Source organism: Myroides odoratimimus (genome assembly GCF_030326305.1).
Taxonomy (GTDB): Bacteria; Bacteroidota; Bacteroidia; order Flavobacteriales; family Flavobacteriaceae; genus Flavobacterium; species Flavobacterium odoratimimum_A.
On record NZ_JACAKB010000021.1, the window covers coordinates 33,867 to 54,404 of the forward strand.

15 protein-coding genes and 2 pseudogenes are annotated in these 20,538 nt (G+C 29.6%); 8 read left to right on the top strand and 9 right to left on the bottom strand.

The genetic code is table 11. From position 1 onward, the window contains the following. Positions 1-794: 794 nt before the first annotated feature. From HX049_RS13655 to HX049_RS13670, 4 genes are read left to right on the top strand one after another with little or no spacing between them, the layout of a single operon-like run. Entirely contained in the window at positions 795-3,818 is a 3,024-nt protein-coding gene (locus tag HX049_RS13655) for a SusC/RagA family TonB-linked outer membrane protein (protein ID WP_286416501.1), read from the top strand. A gap of 11 nt (positions 3,819-3,829) precedes the next feature. Beyond that, positions 3,830-5,209, top strand: coding sequence for a RagB/SusD family nutrient uptake outer membrane protein (locus HX049_RS13660; RefSeq protein ID WP_286416502.1), 1,380 nt, complete (start codon positions 3,830-3,832; stop codon positions 5,207-5,209). Between the two features lie 18 nt (positions 5,210-5,227). Continuing rightward, positions 5,228-6,001, top strand: coding sequence for a hypothetical protein (locus tag HX049_RS13665; RefSeq protein WP_286416504.1), 774 nt, complete (start codon positions 5,228-5,230; stop codon positions 5,999-6,001). A 4-nt stretch (positions 6,002-6,005) separates the two neighbouring features. Beyond that, the gene (locus HX049_RS13670) at positions 6,006-8,564 is read left to right on the top strand and encodes an alpha/beta hydrolase family protein (RefSeq protein ID WP_286416505.1); all 2,559 of its coding nucleotides are present in this window, start codon (positions 6,006-6,008) and stop codon (positions 8,562-8,564) included. A 65-nt stretch (positions 8,565-8,629) separates the two neighbouring features. Here the strand turns inward: HX049_RS13670 and HX049_RS13675 are convergent, their stop codons facing one another. After that, positions 8,630-8,971, bottom strand: a complete 342-nt coding sequence (locus tag HX049_RS13675; RefSeq protein WP_286416507.1) for a hypothetical protein — start codon at positions 8,969-8,971, stop codon at positions 8,630-8,632. 871 nt (positions 8,972-9,842) lie between these two features. After that, on the bottom strand, positions 9,843-10,670 hold the full coding sequence (locus HX049_RS13680) for a helix-turn-helix domain-containing protein (protein ID WP_286416508.1): 828 nt from the start codon (positions 10,668-10,670) through the stop codon (positions 9,843-9,845). Between the two features lie 247 nt (positions 10,671-10,917). Here HX049_RS13680 and HX049_RS13685 point away from each other — a divergent pair, with 247 nt between their 5' ends. Next, entirely contained in the window at positions 10,918-11,763 is an 846-nt protein-coding gene (locus HX049_RS13685; protein ID WP_286416509.1) for an RteC domain-containing protein, read from the top strand. Between the two features lie 798 nt (positions 11,764-12,561). On the opposite strand, the gene HX049_RS13690 is transcribed toward HX049_RS13685, so the two are convergent. The 4 genes from HX049_RS13690 to HX049_RS13705 all read right to left on the bottom strand — a co-directional run bounded on the left by HX049_RS13690 (position 12,562) and on the right by HX049_RS13705 (position 15,998). Then, positions 12,562-14,058, bottom strand: a complete 1,497-nt coding sequence (locus tag HX049_RS13690) for an acyl-CoA dehydrogenase family protein (RefSeq protein WP_286416511.1) — start codon at positions 14,056-14,058, stop codon at positions 12,562-12,564. Between the two features lie 224 nt (positions 14,059-14,282). Further along, entirely contained in the window at positions 14,283-14,516 is a 234-nt protein-coding gene (locus HX049_RS13695; protein WP_286416512.1) for a hypothetical protein, read from the bottom strand. A gap of 99 nt (positions 14,517-14,615) precedes the next feature. Next, positions 14,616-15,176 carry a helix-turn-helix domain-containing protein gene (locus tag HX049_RS13700; protein ID WP_016649218.1) on the bottom strand — a complete coding sequence of 187 codons (561 nt, stop codon included), beginning with the start codon at positions 15,174-15,176 and terminating at the stop codon, positions 14,616-14,618. A 594-nt stretch (positions 15,177-15,770) separates the two neighbouring features. Beyond that, positions 15,771-15,998, bottom strand: a complete 228-nt coding sequence (locus HX049_RS13705; protein ID WP_286416514.1) for a hypothetical protein — start codon at positions 15,996-15,998, stop codon at positions 15,771-15,773. 249 nt (positions 15,999-16,247) lie between these two features. On the opposite strand from HX049_RS13705, the gene HX049_RS13710 reads away from it, so the two are divergent. Together HX049_RS13710 and HX049_RS18480 are read left to right on the top strand one after the other, a co-directional pair. After that, positions 16,248-17,174 (top strand): beta-1,6-N-acetylglucosaminyltransferase, encoded by a 927-nt coding sequence (locus HX049_RS13710; protein WP_286416515.1) that lies wholly within the window; start codon positions 16,248-16,250, stop codon positions 17,172-17,174. A gap of 161 nt (positions 17,175-17,335) precedes the next feature. Continuing rightward, positions 17,336-17,593 carry an ATP-binding protein gene (locus HX049_RS18480; protein WP_353653720.1) on the top strand — a complete coding sequence of 86 codons (258 nt, stop codon included), beginning with the start codon at positions 17,336-17,338 and terminating at the stop codon, positions 17,591-17,593. Between the two features lie 245 nt (positions 17,594-17,838). Here the strand turns inward: HX049_RS18480 and HX049_RS13715 are convergent, their stop codons facing one another. Further along, on the bottom strand, positions 17,839-18,609 hold the full coding sequence (locus HX049_RS13715; RefSeq protein ID WP_286416517.1) for a M15 family metallopeptidase: 771 nt from the start codon (positions 18,607-18,609) through the stop codon (positions 17,839-17,841). 306 nt (positions 18,610-18,915) lie between these two features. After that, positions 18,916-19,206: pseudogene (locus HX049_RS13720) on the bottom strand (transposase); the annotation flags it as partial. A 79-nt stretch (positions 19,207-19,285) separates the two neighbouring features. Here HX049_RS13720 and HX049_RS13725 point away from each other — a divergent pair. Continuing rightward, positions 19,286-19,858, top strand: a pseudogene (locus HX049_RS13725) (hypothetical protein). A 111-nt stretch (positions 19,859-19,969) separates the two neighbouring features. Here the strand turns inward: HX049_RS13725 and HX049_RS13730 are convergent. Continuing rightward, positions 19,970-20,536 (bottom strand): hypothetical protein, encoded by a 567-nt coding sequence (locus tag HX049_RS13730; RefSeq protein ID WP_286416519.1) that lies wholly within the window; start codon positions 20,534-20,536, stop codon positions 19,970-19,972. Positions 20,537-20,538: the final 2 nt, after the last annotated feature.

Genomic DNA, 20,538 nt, shown 5'->3' on the forward strand with positions numbered 1-20,538 from the left:
AGGTTTAAAACAAACAAGGTGGACTTGTTTAGTATTCTTTATCTTGAATACTAACCATACCTTATCCTTAATGGACTTATCGAATGATTCAATTCGAAATTTTTTCAATTATTTATTACAACAAACAACAATTAGTAGTAACCAAATTCACATTTAGCCTATGATTAGACTCTTGTGTAACTACCCTTAGAGTTATGTTTTTTTAAGACTTTGATTTCATAAACAACTTAGCCCTAACTCTAAGGGATTCACATATAGTTTACCAAGTAAAATTACATTTTACGCTAGATCCAAGAACAGTTCTTGGATGCGTATAGGACCTCTATTGCCTATTAGTTATCACATCTATTTAAACCTAATAGGCAGTAAATAATTTAGTTAGTAAGGATAAAATGCTATGAAACAATACGATCCACTGTTCTATTTATTAACCAAATAAAACACTATTACATTATGGAAAAAACGTCTACAGGCTACTGCTTAATTAGTTGGGTTTGTTTGAAATTAACTAGTAAGAAGGTTTTAAAAGTAGCTAAGTCTGTAGGCACAAAACACAAACAACACATTGTATGACTTAAAGGGATTTTAAGTCATACTAAAAGTCCATGACTATTCTCCCTGAGCTCTTGTTATGCATTTTGGGAGACATGTTAAAGAGCAAAGGGAGATAGTTCTATTAAAACAATATATAAAAACCAATTAACTAACCTTTGATACAAAGGCTTATTTAAGTACTACGGCAATAAAAATCTTAAGGATTTAAAGTCTTCTTGTATCATACAATTATAACAATTATGAAAACTCAATTTTTAACCAATACTGGTTGCGGGATAGTGTTACTTTTAAGTAGTCTTACTATCACCTGTGCCTACGCCGTACCTAAAGATAGTCTTAATATCTTAGATTATCAAGACAAAACTAAACTAACTGGTAAGGTTAGTGACTCCACAGCTGAGCTACCTGGAGTGTATGTTATGGTAAAAGAATCTAATATAGCAACTATAACAGATATAGATGGTAATTTTTCAATTGAAGTAGCTAAAGGACAAACCCTACTCTTTTCAATGATGGGTTATGCATCTAAACAAATCACCTACACCGGTCAATCCTCTTTAAATATCAAATTAAATCAAGAGATAAGCACTCTTGATGAAGTAGTTATAAACGCTGGTTACTACTCTGTAAAAGACCGTGAGCGCACAGGAAGTATCGCTCGAGTTACTGCCAAGGATATCGAAGTTCAACCTATTAATAATCCTCTTCAAGCTCTTCAAGGAAGAGCTCCAGGGGTAAATATTACAAATCTTACAGGTATCCCTGGCGGTGGAATTGATATTGAAATTAGAGGACAGAACTTTTTAGCTCAAAAAACAACAGGAAGAAATAATCCTTTTTACGTTATCGATGGAGTTCCGTTTATCTCTGATGCTCTTGGTATGAATAATGGTAATTTATCCGCAGAGATATTATCAGCTAATATAAATCCTTTAAACGCTATAAATCCCGATAATATAGAAAGCATCGAAATCTTAAAAGATGCTGATGCTACGGCTATCTACGGATCACGTGGAGCTAATGGTGTGGTGCTTATTACCACAAAAAAAGGATCTCAATCTAAAACAAATTTTACCCTAAGCTCTTCAACTAGTTTTAGCAAAGTTGGTAAATTTTTAGATATGATGAATACCCAGCAGTACATAAAAATGCGTGAAGAGGCTTATATAAATGGCAATAGAGAAATTCCAGCCAGTGCCTATGATATAAATGGAGTGTGGGATAAAAACAGATATACCAATTGGCAAAAAGAGTTAATCGGAGATACCGCAACAGGACAAGAGTTTTCTTTAGGGGTAAGAGGAGGAAATGAGCTTTCAAATTTCAATATCAATTATTCTCATAGTGAAAACACAACTGTTTTTCCAACAGATAAAGGTTATAAGAGAAACTCCGCCCTGCTTAGTTACAACTATAAAAGCAAAGACAGTAGACTATCAGTAAACTCCTCTACTACCTATTCTAACCAAAGCAACAATCTTCCTATTACTGATCTTACCAAACAAGCTCTTACCTTACCTCCAAACGCTCCTTCGCTATACAAAGAAGATGGAAGTTTAAATTGGGAAAACAACACCTTTGCAAACCCATTAGCTCAGCTTATGGGTACTTACGAGAATAAAACCTCAACTATTATATTAAACTCTAATATCTCTTATGAGCTTTTAAAAAACCTATACACAAAACTAAACATCGGGTATACAACAAATCAATTTGAAGAAAGGAAAATTTTACCTCACACAAGACTAAATCCAGCATTTGACCCAACAAGTGAACGATCTGAATCTAGTCTATCAAATCAAAATCACAATAGCTTTATAATAGAGCCTCAACTAAACTATGTTTTATCAAAAGGTAAACATCAAATAAACTCTCTTCTAGGTTTTTCATATCAACAGACAGATTCAGAAGCCATTCAGTTCTATGGTAAAAATTTCTCTTCAAACGCTTTTATTAAAAATATTGGAGCTGCAAAAGAAAAAGCTTTCTCCCCTAATGTTAAAAATCAATATAAATATGCCTCTATTTTTACTAGAATTAACTACTCTTATAACTCTAAATACTTTGTAAACCTAACAGCTCGTCGTGATGGATCTAGTAGATTTGGAAATGATTATAAATTTGGAAATTTCGCAGCTGTTGGAGCAGCATGGATATTCTCTAAAGAAAATTTTGCTAAAAGTATTCCTTGGTTATCTTTTGGTAAACTCAGAACAAGTTATGGAATAACTGGTAGTGATAATATCGGAGATTATGCTTATTTAAATACCTACTCAGTAGGAGCTATCTACAATGATATTCCTACTTTAAAACCAACTGCGCTTTTTAACCCAAACTACAAATGGGAGAAAACTAAAAAATTTGAAATAGCCACAGAATTTAGTTTTTTTAAAGATCGCCTAAATGCCTCTATTGCCTATTATAATAATCGTTCTTCAGATCAATTAGTTGGTATGACTCTACCCACCACAACAGGATTTACTTCTATTAATGCTAACTCTCTAGCTGTTGTAGAAAATCAAGGTTGGGAATTTGCTATCTCTAGTCAAAACATAAAAACCAAAGATTTCTCTTGGCACACTAGCTTTAATATCTCTTTTACTAAAAACAGACTCCTATCTTATCCTGGGCTCGAAGAAGGAACCGAGAGCAGTTTTTATGTTATCGGAAAACCTATAAACATTGTAAAACTCTATAAATACGAAGGTTTAGACCCAGAAACAGGAAATTTCACATTCAAAGACTACAATGAAGATGGAAAAATAACATCTGAAGATCAACAACAGATAGTCAGCCTTGCTCCTAAGTTTTTTGGAGGTTTACAAAATACGGTATCTTACAAAAATTTTAGTCTTGACTTTTTATTCTATTTTATTAAAACAGACAATTACAATATTAATAAGTACTATGTCTCTCCAGGAGGTGCAATGACAAATATACCTGCTGTTATGGCTAATTATCACTCTAAGTCAAATCCAAATGCAACCTATATGCCTGCCAATATAGGTAATCCTAGCCTAGCAACTCCATACAGACAAAGTACTGCCACCATTTCTGATGCTTCCTATATAAGATTAAAAAACGTAGCTCTATCCTATACTTTAAAAATGCCAAAGCTTAAAATGGAATCTGTTAAACTATACTTACAAGGACAAAACCTTTGGACTATTACCTCTTATAAAGCAATGGATCCTGAATTTATTTCTTTTGGAGGATTACCTCCTCTTAGAACAATTTCTTTTGGAGCTCAACTAACCTTTTAATTCTAAAAATTATGAAAAAATTTACTCATATATATAAAATAACCACCTCTTTTATTTTAGTAGGCCTACTTATTACTTCTTGTACTAATCAAATAGAAGTAGATATGCCTAATGATAAAATAGATCAGTCTGAAGTCTATAAAGATATAGCAACTACTAAAGCTACGCTCAATGGACTTTATCTTGATTTAACTTACTCATATATCTTTGGTAAGTCAGGTACTGGAGTTAGTTTTAACCTTAGTCTTTTCACAGATGAGCTGGACTACTCAGGTACAGAAACTGCGGCCAAAGACATGTATGAAAATACTATTTTAGATACAAATTCTAGAATAGCCGCATGGTGGAATGACTCTTATCAAAAGATATATCCTATTAATGCTTTTATTGAAGGAGTCACAAATTCTACTTTTTTAGAAACAGACTTAAAAAAATCTCTACTGGGAGAAGCTTATGCTCTAAGAGCTTTATATTACCATTACTTAAGTATTCTCTATGGAGATATTCCCTATACTACATCTACCAACTACAATCTAAATAAGTCTTTACAAAAACTTCCTTATCAAGAAGTACTTTTAAAAATAGAATCAGATCTTACTCTAGCTACAGAACTACTAGATTACTCATATAGAGATCCTAATAAATTCTACATTAATAAATCCATAGCGCAGATTTTACTAATTGAAAACTATATTTTACAGAAGAAATATGACAAAGCGGAAAATACTGCCCACTTAATTTTAAATCAAAAACTATACAGCATAGAAGATAACCTAGATAGAACATTTAAAAAAGATGCTAAAAGTACAATTTGGCAAATTGCTCCAAGACTTGCCTCTAATATAACATCAGAAGCTTCACTCTATCTTTTTTCTAATTTCACAAACAGTAGCTCTACCGTTAGTAATCACTTACTAAATCTTTTTGATAGTAATGACAAAAGAAAACAACAGTGGTTGAAAAAGATAAATATTAATAATCAAGAATTTTATCAAGTATATAAATACAAAAATCAACAAAACAATACAGATGAATTCTCAATTTTCTATAGAATCGAGCAAGTGTACTTTCAGTTAGCCTACAGTCAATTCATGCAAAAAAACACAAAACAAGCCATAGAAACGCTAAACATAGTAAGACAAAAAAGAGGTTTAAAAAACCTGCCTTATACCTTAAGTAGTCAAGACTTTAAAACAAATTACTTAGAAGAAAGCAGTAAAGAATTCTTTACAGAGAATGCTAGGCGCTTTATTGATTTAAAAATAACTGATAGACTTGAAGATTTAAAACTCATAAAACCAAACTTTCAGCCTTACCACAACTTATTTCCTATCCCCTATAAACAGTTACAAATAAACAAAAACTTACTTCCTAATAACCCAGGATATTAACCTTTAAAACATATAAAAATGAGAGCAATAATAATATTAATAATTACATGTGTTGTTAGCTTATTTATCTTCTTGTCTTGTCAAGACAAACAACTAAATACAACAGAGCAACTACAGCCTAGTACTTGCCTAGAGAATCTTGATGGAAGCATTACTATACAAGGAAGAATTACAGTTAAAAACACAAACGACGCTCCATTGGGAGTTACAAGCGTAAACATTAAAAACAAATGGGCTTTTTCAAAAGATATAACAAAATTTATAAAAGAAGAATCACCTAAAAAAACAATAGCTTACGGAGAAAACGAAAGAACATTCATAAATAAAAATGGATATTATCACATAACTATAAACAAGAATGATACTCTTTCCATTATTCCTATTTCTTATCTATACAAAACTCCTAAGGATATTACAGGGCTTACCAAAAGTCAAATTTTAAATATAGAATTAGAGCCTTTACCTCAAAAAGTACTTCAAGATTTTGAAAAAAACTCTCCAATAGGATATAAAACATTATCTCTTTTTTTACAAAACGTAAACCCTGATAGTTTAGTAACAGTATCAGGAACTATTTACAAGTCCACTACTGGAACTCCTTCAGAGAATATCTATGTCATTACTGACTTTTTAAATAATACAAAACGTGGAGCATCTTTGCGTTTTACTGATAAACATGGGCAATTTAACATCAAAGTGCCAAAAAACAGTTCCATTACAATAGATCCTTTTCAACCTAGTTATATTAATTTAATCGCTAAAAATGATACTGTTGTAAACCTAAAACTATAGCATTATGAAAACAAAATTAAAAATATTAGTACTACTTACTTTTTGCCTATATTCTTTTCAAGAGGCAGTCTGTCAAGAAACGAAAAAAAATGATTTTTTTGATGATGATCTAACGTGGAGTAGTTTGTCTGCTGCTGCTTTATCTCCCGATGGACAATGGGCTGTTGTGGGAAAACGATACAACAAAAATCCAAGACCTAGAAAAACATATTTTGTAAATACAATAACAAAGGAAAAAAAAGATTTCACACATTTTTCAAACTTTTATAAGTCTTTTTTAAACAAAGGAATTGTTGTTGGAAACATCAAAAAAGACCTTGCTATTTTTTCTTTAAACCACAATGATTCATTAATAGTTAAAGAAGTAACAAAGTTTGATACTAATGTTGAACTAAATCTATTATTCACCTTAAAAAATAACAGTGAATTTACCATCGTTAAACTTAGTGAGAATCTTAAAAAGATTAAAACCGAACTCTCTCTTCAAGAAATAGATAAATATTACTTATCACCTAATTCAAATAAACTTGTTGTGATAACCAAACAGAAAGAATTAATACAGATAAATCTAAAAGATTTTACATCCAATAAAATTACTGATTTAAAAGACAATATAAAGACTTTAAAATGGAATATTAACCAAGATGGCTTTGTTATACACATTGACAATAAACTCCATGTAATAGATCTTAACTCTAATAAAATAGGGGTTATAGATATTACTGAAGATAAAGATATTGAAAACTTAAAACTAAGTTTCTTTTTAAATAATGATCTTTTTGTTTCCTATCAGTTCAATTCTGATAAGATTATACCAGAGAGTGAATATTTAGATATATGGCAAGGGAATTCTAGACAATTATTACCTAGTGATTTTAAACCCAAATATAAAAAAATCTATAAAGCCTTTGTCTATAAAAACAAACAAGACGCTATTACATCTCTAGAAAGAAGAATTGATAAAGATTATTTAAATATAGGCATCCCTGGTTATCTATTGTCTTATAATTATTTTAAAGATATAGACTTTGATACTTACTTCCCTCCTATAGAATATTCATTATACGATATAGATAAACAAAAAAATGTAATATCGTTATCAATGACCTCTCAATCCCCTTTTTATCCATCTATTGATGGAAAATACATTCTATATCCAGTTAACTATACTAAAGATAAATGGGAAGTATTAAATATAAAAACATTAGAAAAGCATTCCTTTGATACAGATAATCTAACCAAAGGTTTTTCTCCTATTTGGTCACAGGATTCAAAAACCATCTTTTATGCTTATAATGGCAATCTACATTCTTATAATTTAGAAAACAGAAAAACTATAAACCTAACTCAATTTAAAAAAACAGACAAAGTACACATAGGTAAACTAGTAAACAAAGAGTCAATACCATCTTATGCTTCTTATGTAGATGCTAACAAGCCTTTTTATCTTATAGGTACACAAGAAAATAAAAAAACTATATACATGTTTGATAAGCAAAAAGTAACTCCACTGTATACGACTAACACTGATTTGTCTCTTAGGCCAACAGCTAATCAAACGTTTAGTAATGATTATAATACTGTTCTTTTTGAAATAGAGGATTATAATGTACCAACAAAGATATTAAACATTCAAAACAAGAAAGTAAGTACACTAATTGAATCTGATATTAATAAAAATCTGTATAAATGGAGAAAAAGAGTTGATTTCACTTTCACAGATAAATTTAATAAAAGCCTTAATGGTTACCTTTTCTATCCTAAAAACTATGATTCTAAAAAGAAATATCCTATGGTAGTTCATCTATATGATCTAAATTTAGTACCTGAACCTAATGAATTTTCAATTCCAGTACACGTTACTTCTATTTGTGGTTTTAATAGTGCGTTACTAACAGAGAATGAGTATTTTGTTTTAAGTGCACAAACATATGTAACTAAAGAAGGACCAGGAGTTAGCGCTGTTGATTGTGTTACTAATGCTGTTAACAAATCCTTAGAAATTGAACCTACAATTGACAAAGACAATCTAGGGCTAATAGGACACTCTTTTGGTGGATACAAAGCTAGTGCCATATCTGTACTCTCTGATTTGTTTAAAGCTTCTGTATCTGGAGCAGGAGCTCATGATCTTATAGGTGGAATGATGTTTAGATATAGCTATTATAGAGGTATGCCAGATTGGTTTATGGCTGAGAAATCTCAATCTAATATGGAAGTTAAATTCTCTGAAGACCCTGAGAAATATTACAACAATAGTCCTATACTAAACGCCTATAAAACCAAAACAGCAATGCTACTTTTTACAGGATCACAAGATGATAATATAGATTGGGAAAATACCAGAAAAATGTTTGTAGCTCTTAAAAGAGAACAAAAACCCGTTATGGCTCTTTTTTATAAAAATATAATTCATGGATTTAGCCCTTCAGGTCCTGTTGAGAATCGTGATTTAAGTATAAGAGTTTTAGATTGGTTTGATTATCATTTAAAAAACAAGAAAAATATCCCATGGATAAAAGAGGGACTTGATTATAATAAATATTCAATAAGTACCTACTAATTAGAAAAAAGAGGGGGATCTTTAGTTCCCCCTTTTACCGTTTTAAATATTAATTTTGTAAACTCTTATAATTTATAAAGAGGTGCATACCCTCCTAAAGGAGATTCTCCCCATAAATCATAATCTTCGTTATCTATTTCTATCGTACATCTCACAGTTCCTACAGTCAGAGTACATTCTCCTTCTACAACTCCTTCTACTTTAGTAAAGACATATTCATTTGTTATAGGATCAAGAATTTCAATATAGTGATCTCCTAGATAAGGATCAGCAACTTGAAACTCCGTTACAGATTCAGTATTAACAGCGTGATCTATTTTTTCACTAGCATTTATAGTAAATGCACCTACTGTTAGCATTGCAAAAACGGCCAATGGCATTAGTAGGTTTTTAATAAGTGTTTTCATAATAATAAATATTTTTAGTTACAACAACCAGCCTCTTGCTAGTTGCTAAAAAAAGTAATCTCATTTTTAAGGTTGACAAACAAAAACTTCTACTTAGTTGATTTACTTTAGCTTTTTAAATCAATCCACTACTTTTATAAAAACTCGCGAGGTATTTATAATAAAACATTCTATAAGTAATACTAGAATTTTAAAGAAAAAACACTTTAATTTAGTTGCTGTGCTATTTTCATCTACTCAATTGATATACAAAGCTCCATTATATATATAGATAGATTTGTGTACAAAAAGGACAAAAGTGTATGTATAAATGACAATTTTATGATAAAAAAGGACAAATAGGCCTACTTTTAAAAGATTTGAAACCAAAGACAAATAAAACGCTGTTATTTTAAATAGCCTCTTAAAAATAATTTTATGCAAAAGATCTAGCTATTTTTTTAGCCAAATACAAAAAAACAAAGGTGGGAATAAATCATAATAGTTTACTCCCACCTTTATATTTAATTAAGGTTAAAACTTATTACCAAGGGCTCTTCTTTAAGGCTCAATCTAACTCAGTAATTACTTTTTATCCCCTTAGAATTGTATGTTATAATACTTTACTCTTTTCTTTTAAAAAGCTATACTGATGTTTTAAAAGAATTACTCGATAACCTTTTAAAATAAGTTTATCCAATAATATATCAAGGTGACTCTTCTGTAAAACATGTATTCTATCCTTGTTTGGTATGCTCTTCCAGATTTGAATTCAACTTATTATAATACTGCTATAAAGCATTTTTTAACAATAATATTTTCAACTTAGCCAGTTATTATTTTTTATTAAGCTTGTTATTGCACAACAAATCTATTACTCTAATCTCATCTCTTAAAGGTTGCGATAATATAACGGTTGATGCTTTTGATCTTTATTAAAAGCTCTTAAATAACCTCTGTAACTTTCATATCCACATTTGTAGGCAATCTCTGATACAGAATAAGAAGAGAACATTAAAAGAAACAACGACTCAATGAGTCTGTTTTGAATATGATAATCATAAAAGGAAGTACCTAAATATTTTTTAAAATTGCGCTGAAACGTCCTAGGATGCATATTTATTTCTTGGCTATACCACTTTAAACTAATACTAGGATCTTCTTGTTTTAATAAACAATAATCCTGATAGTATTTTTTATACAAAATCCTTTTCTGTTTGTTTATTACAATGTTCCCTGAAGTAATTGATTTAATCTTAATTCTTATTGCCCAGATATAAAATACCTGATTCACTGAAGATATATTAATGCTAAAACCTGATAGCAAAACGGCATTTGAATTTTTAACAATCACCTGGTTTATCACTACTTTAGAACTCAACACATCATAAGGTGTAGTATTTTTTAACCAATCAATAATTTCGGAGTTTTCTAGTCCAAATAACTTATCACTCTTTGCAATCCCTGAGATATCCCACTTTGCAGTTTGCTTTTTAATAACTACAAAAGATTTTGCATCAGGGTTTTGATATAGTTTAAGATTTAATCCAAAATACTTCTTTGCGCATACAAAATAAAGCAGCTTATCAAAAACAAAACAAGCATGCTGTAGTGTTCTATGATCTAAAGCATTAACTGTCTTATCATTTAACTCCTCTAAAAACAAAGAGAAACACTGCTTTAATACATCGCTAAAATCTTTAATTAAATCTAATCTCATTACCGAAATACACTTTACAGAATAACAAGAAAATCATAGGAGACTTATTGTTACAATACTACATTAAAACATAATTTATTGTTATACAAAACATTACAAATTAAGCCTTATAAAGTTAAAAATCACTAAAAGCGAACACTTTAACACTTATAATGCTTAAAATCAGTAATTTAATGCTTTAAAACAATCAAACAACTTTAAAGTAATTTATTTCTTACTCAGTAGAATAACTAACATCAAATAAATTATGATAAAACTCAACAGCAAAACCACTCAAGACTTAATCTTAAAAGAAGAGTCAAAGTTAACTCTAGATCCAAGTCAAATTATTAAAGAGGCTAAATACATGACCACATACCTTAGCCGTGTTTTACAAAAGCAAAAACAAATGATTATAACTCATGGTTTTTCTAACCAAGAAGAAGAAATCTATTTCTTTAAGATTCTTAAACCCAATATTCTCTCCAAGTTAATGTATTATAACAAAATATATAAAATAGAGACTCACTCTCCCAATACTGCAAGCAAAACTCAAAAACAGTACTACCTAAAAAAAATAAAACAAGTATCTTCTGAATACAAACTATACTATACTAGTTCTGAGTTCTACAAATACTACAAAAGTCAAAGAACAGATAAAGATATAGAATATTACACAAGAGGTAATATCAATGTTTTAAAAGGAGTAAACAGCTTTGCATTTGAAATAGATCTTCAGTTCTCAACATACTATGATTATAAACTCTCTCGTATTTTATCAAGTAAGCTGCTTTATGAGTATCTAAGTATAAGATTAAATCAAATAGATCCTTCAACTTTTTCCAAAAGTATAACCATAGACAATACCTTATCTTGGTCTGAATCCTCAGCAGCTCTAATAGAACTTATATACGCTTTATATGCTAGTAGAGCTATTAATCAAGGAGATTTAGAAATAAAAAAAATAGCCTATTTATTTCAGAATTATTTTAATATTACCCTAAATGATATTCATCATACCTTTCACCGGATGAAAACAAGAAATTACTCAAGGACAATGTTTTTAGATAAATTAAAAAAATCACTTGAGGATTACATGGATAAGGACTACTAGCATAGGAATTAAAACTAAAGACCAAAAAGACCACTTACATATAGCCTTAGCCTACAGTGGTCTTTTTCATTTAAAAGAAAATCTTTACATCATAATAAATAAACTAAATGTCTCAATATGCTAGTGGCTAAAACCATAAAATAAGACACTGATTTTAAAAACTTTAATTATAAATAAACAAAAACAGAACTAGAATATTTTACAATTCGTGAAAATACCCGTCTTTATCTCATCAATACTAGTGATATTGATTTAGCTATAGCCTCTAAAAAGGGCAAGGTACACCTATTGTATTTATAAACGATTCATGGGGTGATCATAATTCTTGGCTTGTAGTGGCAGAAGAGTTAATTGTATCAATATCAGTCTTGAACCCCACTCTAATTGAAAGTCTACTGTACACATAAAATGCTCAGCACATCTTATAGTTACTGCAATTTTCTGCACACTAGGCAAATGCAGTGGATATTTTAGAGAAATACACTAACCTTACTTTTTGTAGAACAACAATAAATAAGCACATTAAACGAATCCTAGATAGTCCAAGTTTTTCTTTAAAATTAGCTTTCATAATTGTTAGAAACTCTGTGCTTTTATACTCTAGATTGTTTTTATTTTTAAAGATATTATGCAAGTAACAAATATTTAACACACTAAACACTAATATCTCGACAAAACATAAATTATTTAAAAAATTTACACATTTTATTTATCAAGTTTTTTCTTTATTTTAAGTTTCTTAAATTATGTAGTAAACCATTGCAATTATTCAATATTTAAACTTGATTTTAATTTTTGTTAAAAAGTAGTCCAATCTGAATTGATCTCATAATCTAAAATGGGATTTACATCATTTTGTACATTAAATTGACCATAGAAAGAAGCTAAATCTAAAAGAAGGCTTTGACGTGTAATTTCTATAAGTTGCATATTAAAACCCTCTAGCATCAAGACAAATTGAAAGCTTATAACTCGAGCTATCATTTTACCTATAAGTATTAAATCTCGTTGTTTTAATGTATTATCAACACTTAAATCTAATTGAGATATAAAATATTCAGCACTCAAACTCGTGCGTTCATAAGACTTTAAAAAATCATATAGATTCGTTTCTTTAGCTTTTCTCATCAATTTTATTATCCCCTCCGCAATTTGGGTATACAGCATTTCGTTTGATCCTTCAAAAATTTGGAAAGGTCTACAATCAACTAAAGATCTTCCGGCAATATGGTCTAATCGATATCCATTAGCTCCGGCTAATTGTAAACTAATTTGAGCTGATTCTTGCATTAAATCTGTGACTAATGCTTTTAGTACATTAGCCTCAATACTCATCAAAGCTACATTTTTGTCAATTCCGCTTGCATTAACGCTAAAAAGGCACATACCAGAACATAACGTGTAAGCGGCTTGGATTTTTGCAATTTGATTTTTAACCGAATCAATAATCAACAAAGGTTTGCCCCCTATCTGTCTTTCTTGGCAATGTGCTAAAGACTCATCTAAAAGCCTTTTAATAAAACCTAATCCCATACCTGGGAATTGCAGCCTGCTGCGATGAAGTGTATCAAGCATTAATTTAATACCTGTTGTTTCATTAAGTAATTTTTGCTCCTTAGGAACAACTATATCAACTTCATTAATACCATAAGCAATAGCATATAAACCCAAGTTATTATAACGGTGAACCATAGGAATATGTTGATGTTCTTTGTTATTTTCAGAAACAAAAAAATCAATATCTCTTGCTAATTCTCCATTTAGCTTACTCTCTCTAGCCGCTACAATCCAAAAATCAGCCACACCACTTAGACCCTGCCAATGTTTTTGTCCTTTAATATAAAACATCTCTTGCTTTTGCTCAAAAGCTGTTTTCATATTCAAAGCGTCGCTTCCGTGTGCTTTTTCTGTAATCATTAATCCTCCCATTGCTTTGTTTTCTATAAACTCTTTAAACACCTTTTGCTGAACAGTAACCTGTCCGTATTTAGCTAAAGGTTCCAAAAAAAGAGCGATATTTATCCCAAAGATCAACGAAAGAGGTAAAGATTCATAAGAAGCTACTGAGAGAATTTGCAGGCATTCCTTTACTTTTATCCCCCTACCTCCATAGACCTTAGGAATAGCTACAGATAAGGGGTTTAGATCCATAATTTCATCCACTAATTCAACAGGAAAATCACGAGTAAGTCCCATAGCATTATAATTATACTTTTCTCGAAACAGATATTTCAATTGCTTCTTAAATTCTTCAATATAAATACTAAAATCAATATTTTCTACTAATGCATTCATCTTTATTATCTTTTAAAAATTAAAACTTCTTGATTGTCAAAGAGTTTACAACCTTGATATAGGAAAAAAATTTGCTAAAATTTAATTTTATCAATAATCAAAAAACCACCTGATCACAACAAATATCAAGTGGTTATTAAAGAAGTAACAAATTATTAATAAAGTTTTATTTATTATGGCTAAGAATTAATAGTATTAAAATTTGATATTCTGTTTACTTCTCCTTAAAGTCTAGTACGCATCTTTTTGCCAGTTTCACTGATTGCTTTTTCTGTACAGGCTTGTGCCTTAGTGTTACATTCTACAGCTTTTTCAACCAATCCATCCTCATAATGTTTAGCAGCATCTAAATGATATTTTACAGCTGATTCTAAATGACCAGCCGCTTCACGATGATTCTTGATTTCATTTTGTGAACTACTAGCTAAGGCTTTGTTTTTTTCATCTTTATTGTCCATATGTCTTGTGTTTTATTTTGTAGTTTAATTACTACAACACAAAGATGGAAAATACTAATTATAAACTCATTACACAATAATCATTATCTATTATATCATTCACACATCTTCGCGATTTATCCTTTTTTTATCTTTAAGCTTTTTAAAAAAAGTTGGAGTCAACCCCATAACTTTTTTAAATTGAGCAGATAAATGTGCTACACTACTATAGTTAAGCTTATAGGCAATCTCAGATAGATTCAATTCATCGTAAATCAGGAGTTCTTTTACTCGTTCAATTTTGTGAACAATACCAAATTGTTCTATTGTAGTACCTGTAGACTCAGAAAATATATTAGCCAGATAAGTATAATCATAATTTAGCTGTTTACTTATGTAATCTGATTTTTTTATTTTTAAAACATCTATATCACCATAGACCATTTCGATTACTACTTTTTTAATTTTCTCAATCAAAATAGCACGTTTACTCTCTATGAGTTCTAATCCTGTGTGAAGTAAAGCCTTTTTTAATTGCATAAACTCTTCATTGGTAAGTTCTTGTTTTAATTCAACTTCACCAAGATCTACACTACCATAAATGATTCCGAGTTTATCTAATACCATCTTCACTATCATCTTACAGCGAAAACTCACCATGTATTTTATGAAAATCTTCATACTTAAGAACTTTTATCTAAAGGTAACCTAAAGAATTGATTATCTGATGGTAATAGTTAAAAAAACGAATTAATATATAAACTATACAAACAAAGAGGAAGATCTATATAAATCTTCCTCTTCTAACAAAACCCTATTTAGTTAAATCTTACAGCGGAGATTCTCCAAAAAAAATTGATCAAAAAAAGGTAAGCATATCAAAAAAAAACTTTTATCGTTCAATACCAATGCCTGTTTTTCTTACCCTGATTCTATATAACATTCAATAAAATAACCTCGGAGCAACCCCAAGAGATATTGTGAGAACAGAGTAAGTTGAACAGTATATACTTTCTGATAATCTTTATCTAACTTACCTTGGCTTTCTATATACTCTCATATTACTTCTTTATTCCCATACAAGCCTATTGTATTTTGCATAAAAACCACTTGTCCATAAATGACCTCCCCATAATAATTGATTTATTTCTGGGTGAAGACGGAACAATATACTTTGCATAATTCAAATTTTAACTGAGATAAACATAATTTAAAAAATAAAGTGCACCCTAAAGTGCACTAATAGTTAAATTAAAGCGTTTTTATAAAAAATAGTTACACTTTACTCTGTTTTTCATATTTATTGATTAAATCAATCACTTCTGAGCGTTTTTTATTAATTTTCTTCTCAAGACGATTTAATAAATCATTCTCCTTTCCCACTTCATATTTCAAATCAACGTCTGTCAATTGCGAAAATTGCTCTTTTAACTTTTTTGACGATTCATCCCAATTTGAAATTCTAAGTACTTCCAATCTTTTATTATTATTATTATTATTCATAATAAAGAATTTTATTATAGCTTAATTACTATTTAGTAAATGTAGAGTTTTTAAGCTCCTAAGATTTATATAATAAAAAATAATGTTTATATAATACAGTTATTTTTCATATTCTATCACTTAATTTTTTTACAATAAAATTTACCTGAATATAATCACTATATTGCATATGTTATTTATAATTAAGATTTTACATCTTATATAAATGATACAATTCTAAATTATTGAAAACAATATCAGATATAACCAATGGCAACTAACCAAGATAAAAATTACCCCGAATTGAAATTTGAAACTAAAAATAATACAGTAAATAAATTAATTACCGTAGCTTATTTTATTACCATAAAATACAATCCAGATCATTTTTTAACTATGTTTAAAAAATTATACAACAAAGATCAATTGTATCTTATTTATATCGATCATACTTGTTCTATAGAGGTAAAAAACATGATTCAAACCTACATAGTCCACTTATCAAATGTATACATACTAGATAGTTTCTATCTACAAACAGATAGTCATAATAAATACAAAATTCAATTAAATGCGATGCAATACTTATTAAATGTCAGCGCTAAATGGGACTATTACATTAACTTAACTGATGATCATTACCCCTTAAAATCTCAATACAGAATTTGTGAATACTTAAGTAATAATAAAGAGCATAATTATTTTATCTATTATGATAAAAGTAGGTACGATCTAGATACTTATAATAGTAATAAGTATAACTACAGCGGCTTAAACGCGCTAAAAGAAGCTACTTTTACTGAAAATACAATCATACCCTATATGAGTAATACATGGTTAATACTAACCCGAGATTCATGTGCTTTTCTTTCTTACAGTAAACAAGTTGACCATTATATAGAATTATATTCAAAATCATTATTGCCTTCTAATTCATTCTTTGCTACAATCTTATTAAACTCTGATTACAAACGTATAATAATCAATCATGACCAAAGAATATTATTTTCAAAAAGCGAACCAATTGAATTAATTCTAAAAAAAATAAAATCTAATAATCATTTTTTTTTAAGAAAAATAAATTTAGCTTCTAACCACTTAATAGATAAGTGTATTGAAGATAATTATCAATTACCCCTAATCAATAAAAAAGAAAATAAAAATGTATTAGGTCTAAATTTTAATCAACAAAATTAAAGTAATTTGTAGGGGCTAAGATAAAAAGCTTCTTAGCTTGCGCTATAGGCAGATCGGCTTGTATGCTAGATTAGAAAACCGCTTATTTTAGTATGAGTAAGTTTATTGAAAATTTAGCTCAAACAAGATTAGATAGTACTTACATTAAATGAATTAAGTACATATTTAATCAACACCTATTAATCCTTGATGATCTTATACTTAGACCTTTAACTCCAGGTGCTAGATTAACACTACTGGATATACTTGAAGATTGCTATGGAAAGAGTTGTACAATAATACCTTCTCAACTAACTATTGAGAATTGGTATAACTTTATTGATAAACCAACTTTAGCAGACGTTATACTTGACAGATTGACTGCTTCTACAAATCGATTAACTTTAAAAGGAAAATCTCTAAGAACAAGAAAAATTTAGTAAATCTGATAATATCAGTGAAGTAAAAGATTATTAAGAGTTAGTCTAACTGGTGTACTATGTCGGAATGATGGTGTACTTTCACAGGAATATACAATATTGCCGATTTTCTTTATTTTCATTGAAAGAAAACCATTCAGCAGTACTATTTAGTAACTCTTTATTCGTAGCTAAAACAATAACCTCTTTTACTGTTTTTTTGACCATATACAGCTAACTAAACAATAAAAAAGTCAAATACTGTATTATAATAATTGAGCAATTTCAAAATGCATTCCATCTTTTCTACTAAAATGACCTCCCCAATAAAAACCATATTGATGAGCCAAAGGAACTAATTCTCGAATAGATCCTTGCATACCTAAGGCTATTGGTTCTTCATTAAATGGATTCCATTGCATGTTTATATCAAATGCAATACCAAAACAATGCTTAGACAGTACAGTTTTAGAACCTCTAACTAATCGAGAATTAAAACTTCCACCATAACTAAGTAATAAAGATAACATACCTTGTTTTTCTATTTCATTAAAAAAAGCTCGTAATTGTTCAGCTGCTTTACGATGAAAACGCACTATTTTATTAGCTCCCTGAAATGTCTTTACTAGCTGTGGTATTTCTACTTGTATAATATTCTTAGTTTCAAAATCATTTAAAATAATGATATTTTCAGGATTACTTTTTTTAGGACTAGAACTATATAAAATTTCTCCAAATTTCTCCAATAATAGTTGATTTGATTCTATAGATGAGAATTTAGGTTTTAAAGGAAAGGTTTTTTTTTGATTATTTAAAAAGACCATCCCATCTTTATATGCTTCTAACCAAGTTTGATTTCCTATACGTCCATCTGGTTCTAATTTTTTGTATTGCTGATATTCTTTTATTGATAACAATAGACTTAAATCATAATAATCATCAACACAACCTTTATAAGAACCTATGTTTTTTAAGAATTTTTTCCATTGTACAATTGCAGGATTATTTGTATTGGGACTTAGCAATTCGATTTTCATAATTTGATTTGGATAAATTAAAAAGAGTTAAATAAGTTTTTTGATAGAGTCTTATTTACTCTATGGAATTCAAAAATAGCCTTTAGGTATTGGAAACAAATCAAGCTATATACAGTAAGAATTATAAATAATTAAAATATTGAATTAACAATAATAGTCTTCTAGATAGATAAACAATATACTCAAAAACAATTTATTACAAAAAAAATAAATGTTAAAATCTTATTTTATCATAGAATAATCTAATTGAATCTCTAAAAATTTTGTCCAAATTAAACTAAAATAACCTAAGATGTATCTCCGTTTTTAGTCATAAGCAGTAATATTTGCAATAATAAGCCTATCAAAGAGCTTATCACCAAAGTACCTTCTATTAAGTTTATAAACGAATTCATCTAAGTAGGCTTGAAGATATTTTCGTTTAATTTTATGGTAATTTCCCAGTAGATTTCTTTTGGCATTACTGATAGCTATATGTACCCATTTAAGAGTTTCTTTTGTCGTTTGTTCTGATGATTTTTCAGAGATATGTATCTGAACAAAATCTGAAATATCTACATAGGAAGTACTCTTATCAGTTAAGACAATACTACTCTCTTTAATATCGTCTATCAATACTGCTAGAGTTAAACTATTAAGTATTCGCAAACAAGGGGGCGTAAATGGGCATCCTGCCATACAAGGATTAGTAATATTAATTTACTCTGCGAATAATCTTACCCAGGCTATTGTTGATGATTCTCATCTAACGGCTCTAAGAACTGGAACTGCCTCTGGTGTTGCAACGCGCTATTTAGCTAGAAAGGATTCGTCTGTTATGGCGCTTTTTGGTGCAGGTGCACAAGCTTAAACTCAGTTTGAGGCGGTATGTGCTGAACGACCAATTAAAAAGGTATACTTATTCGGGAGCTCTAAAACTAGTAAGTCAGTTCAAGCCTTCATCGAGTATTATAAAGAAAAATCAGAAATGGAAAATATAGCAGCAGAAAACTCATATGTTACTCATACAGCTTATATTATCTGTACGGTTACTCCTTCTTCAGCACCGTTATTTAAGACTGCTCCACTGAAAAAAGGGGTACATATTAATGCTACTGGTTCTTATAGCCCTTCTATACATGAATTACCTGAGGATATCTTTATAAATACTTCTTTATATGTAGGGATTGCCATTCAAGATTTAATTACTGCAAAATATTTCTATGACAAGACTTGTCAAGAGAATCTCGGTACTTCTATACAAATGTAATCACACAAGATACCGTATTTTTATTTAAAACACAGAGCGTCTGACTACAAATGATAAAAGGTCTGTTTTCAAAACAAAAACAGACCTTTTATATGTTTAATCCAAGAATATCTAGTACTTTTTCATGCTCTTAAACAATCCATATACTTGAGAGTATTCTGGCTCTTTAATCACTTTTACTTCTGCAACACCTTCTAATCTAGCAGATGTAATATAACGACACAACAATAGATAAATCTCTTTTCCCTCTTGATCTACATTTATCTCTAACTGCATTGGTCTATCATCTGCAGTCTCTTGATCAGTTAAACTTGCCCAATCATTGTTATTAAACATATTTATAATATGCATATCATCAGGTCCAAATGGCTCTGTTCCACGCTCAGGATGAGCAAACTTAACCATTCCTCCCATAGAGGTAAGTTTTCCACCACTTTTTTTACTATAAATTTCAGTTCCTCCTAAGTAGGTATAACCTGCAGCAAATAATACACCTACGATGGCTGCACCACGTACTAACCATCCCTCCATAATAATACCTGGGAAAATGATTAAAACAAGAAAACCTAAGGTAAAGATACCTCCTATTACTTTCTTTGTTACGTTTGTTCTTTCTTCAAAATGTTCTGGTTGAGATTTAAAAAACTCAAACAATTGATCTGGATACTTCTGTTTCATAA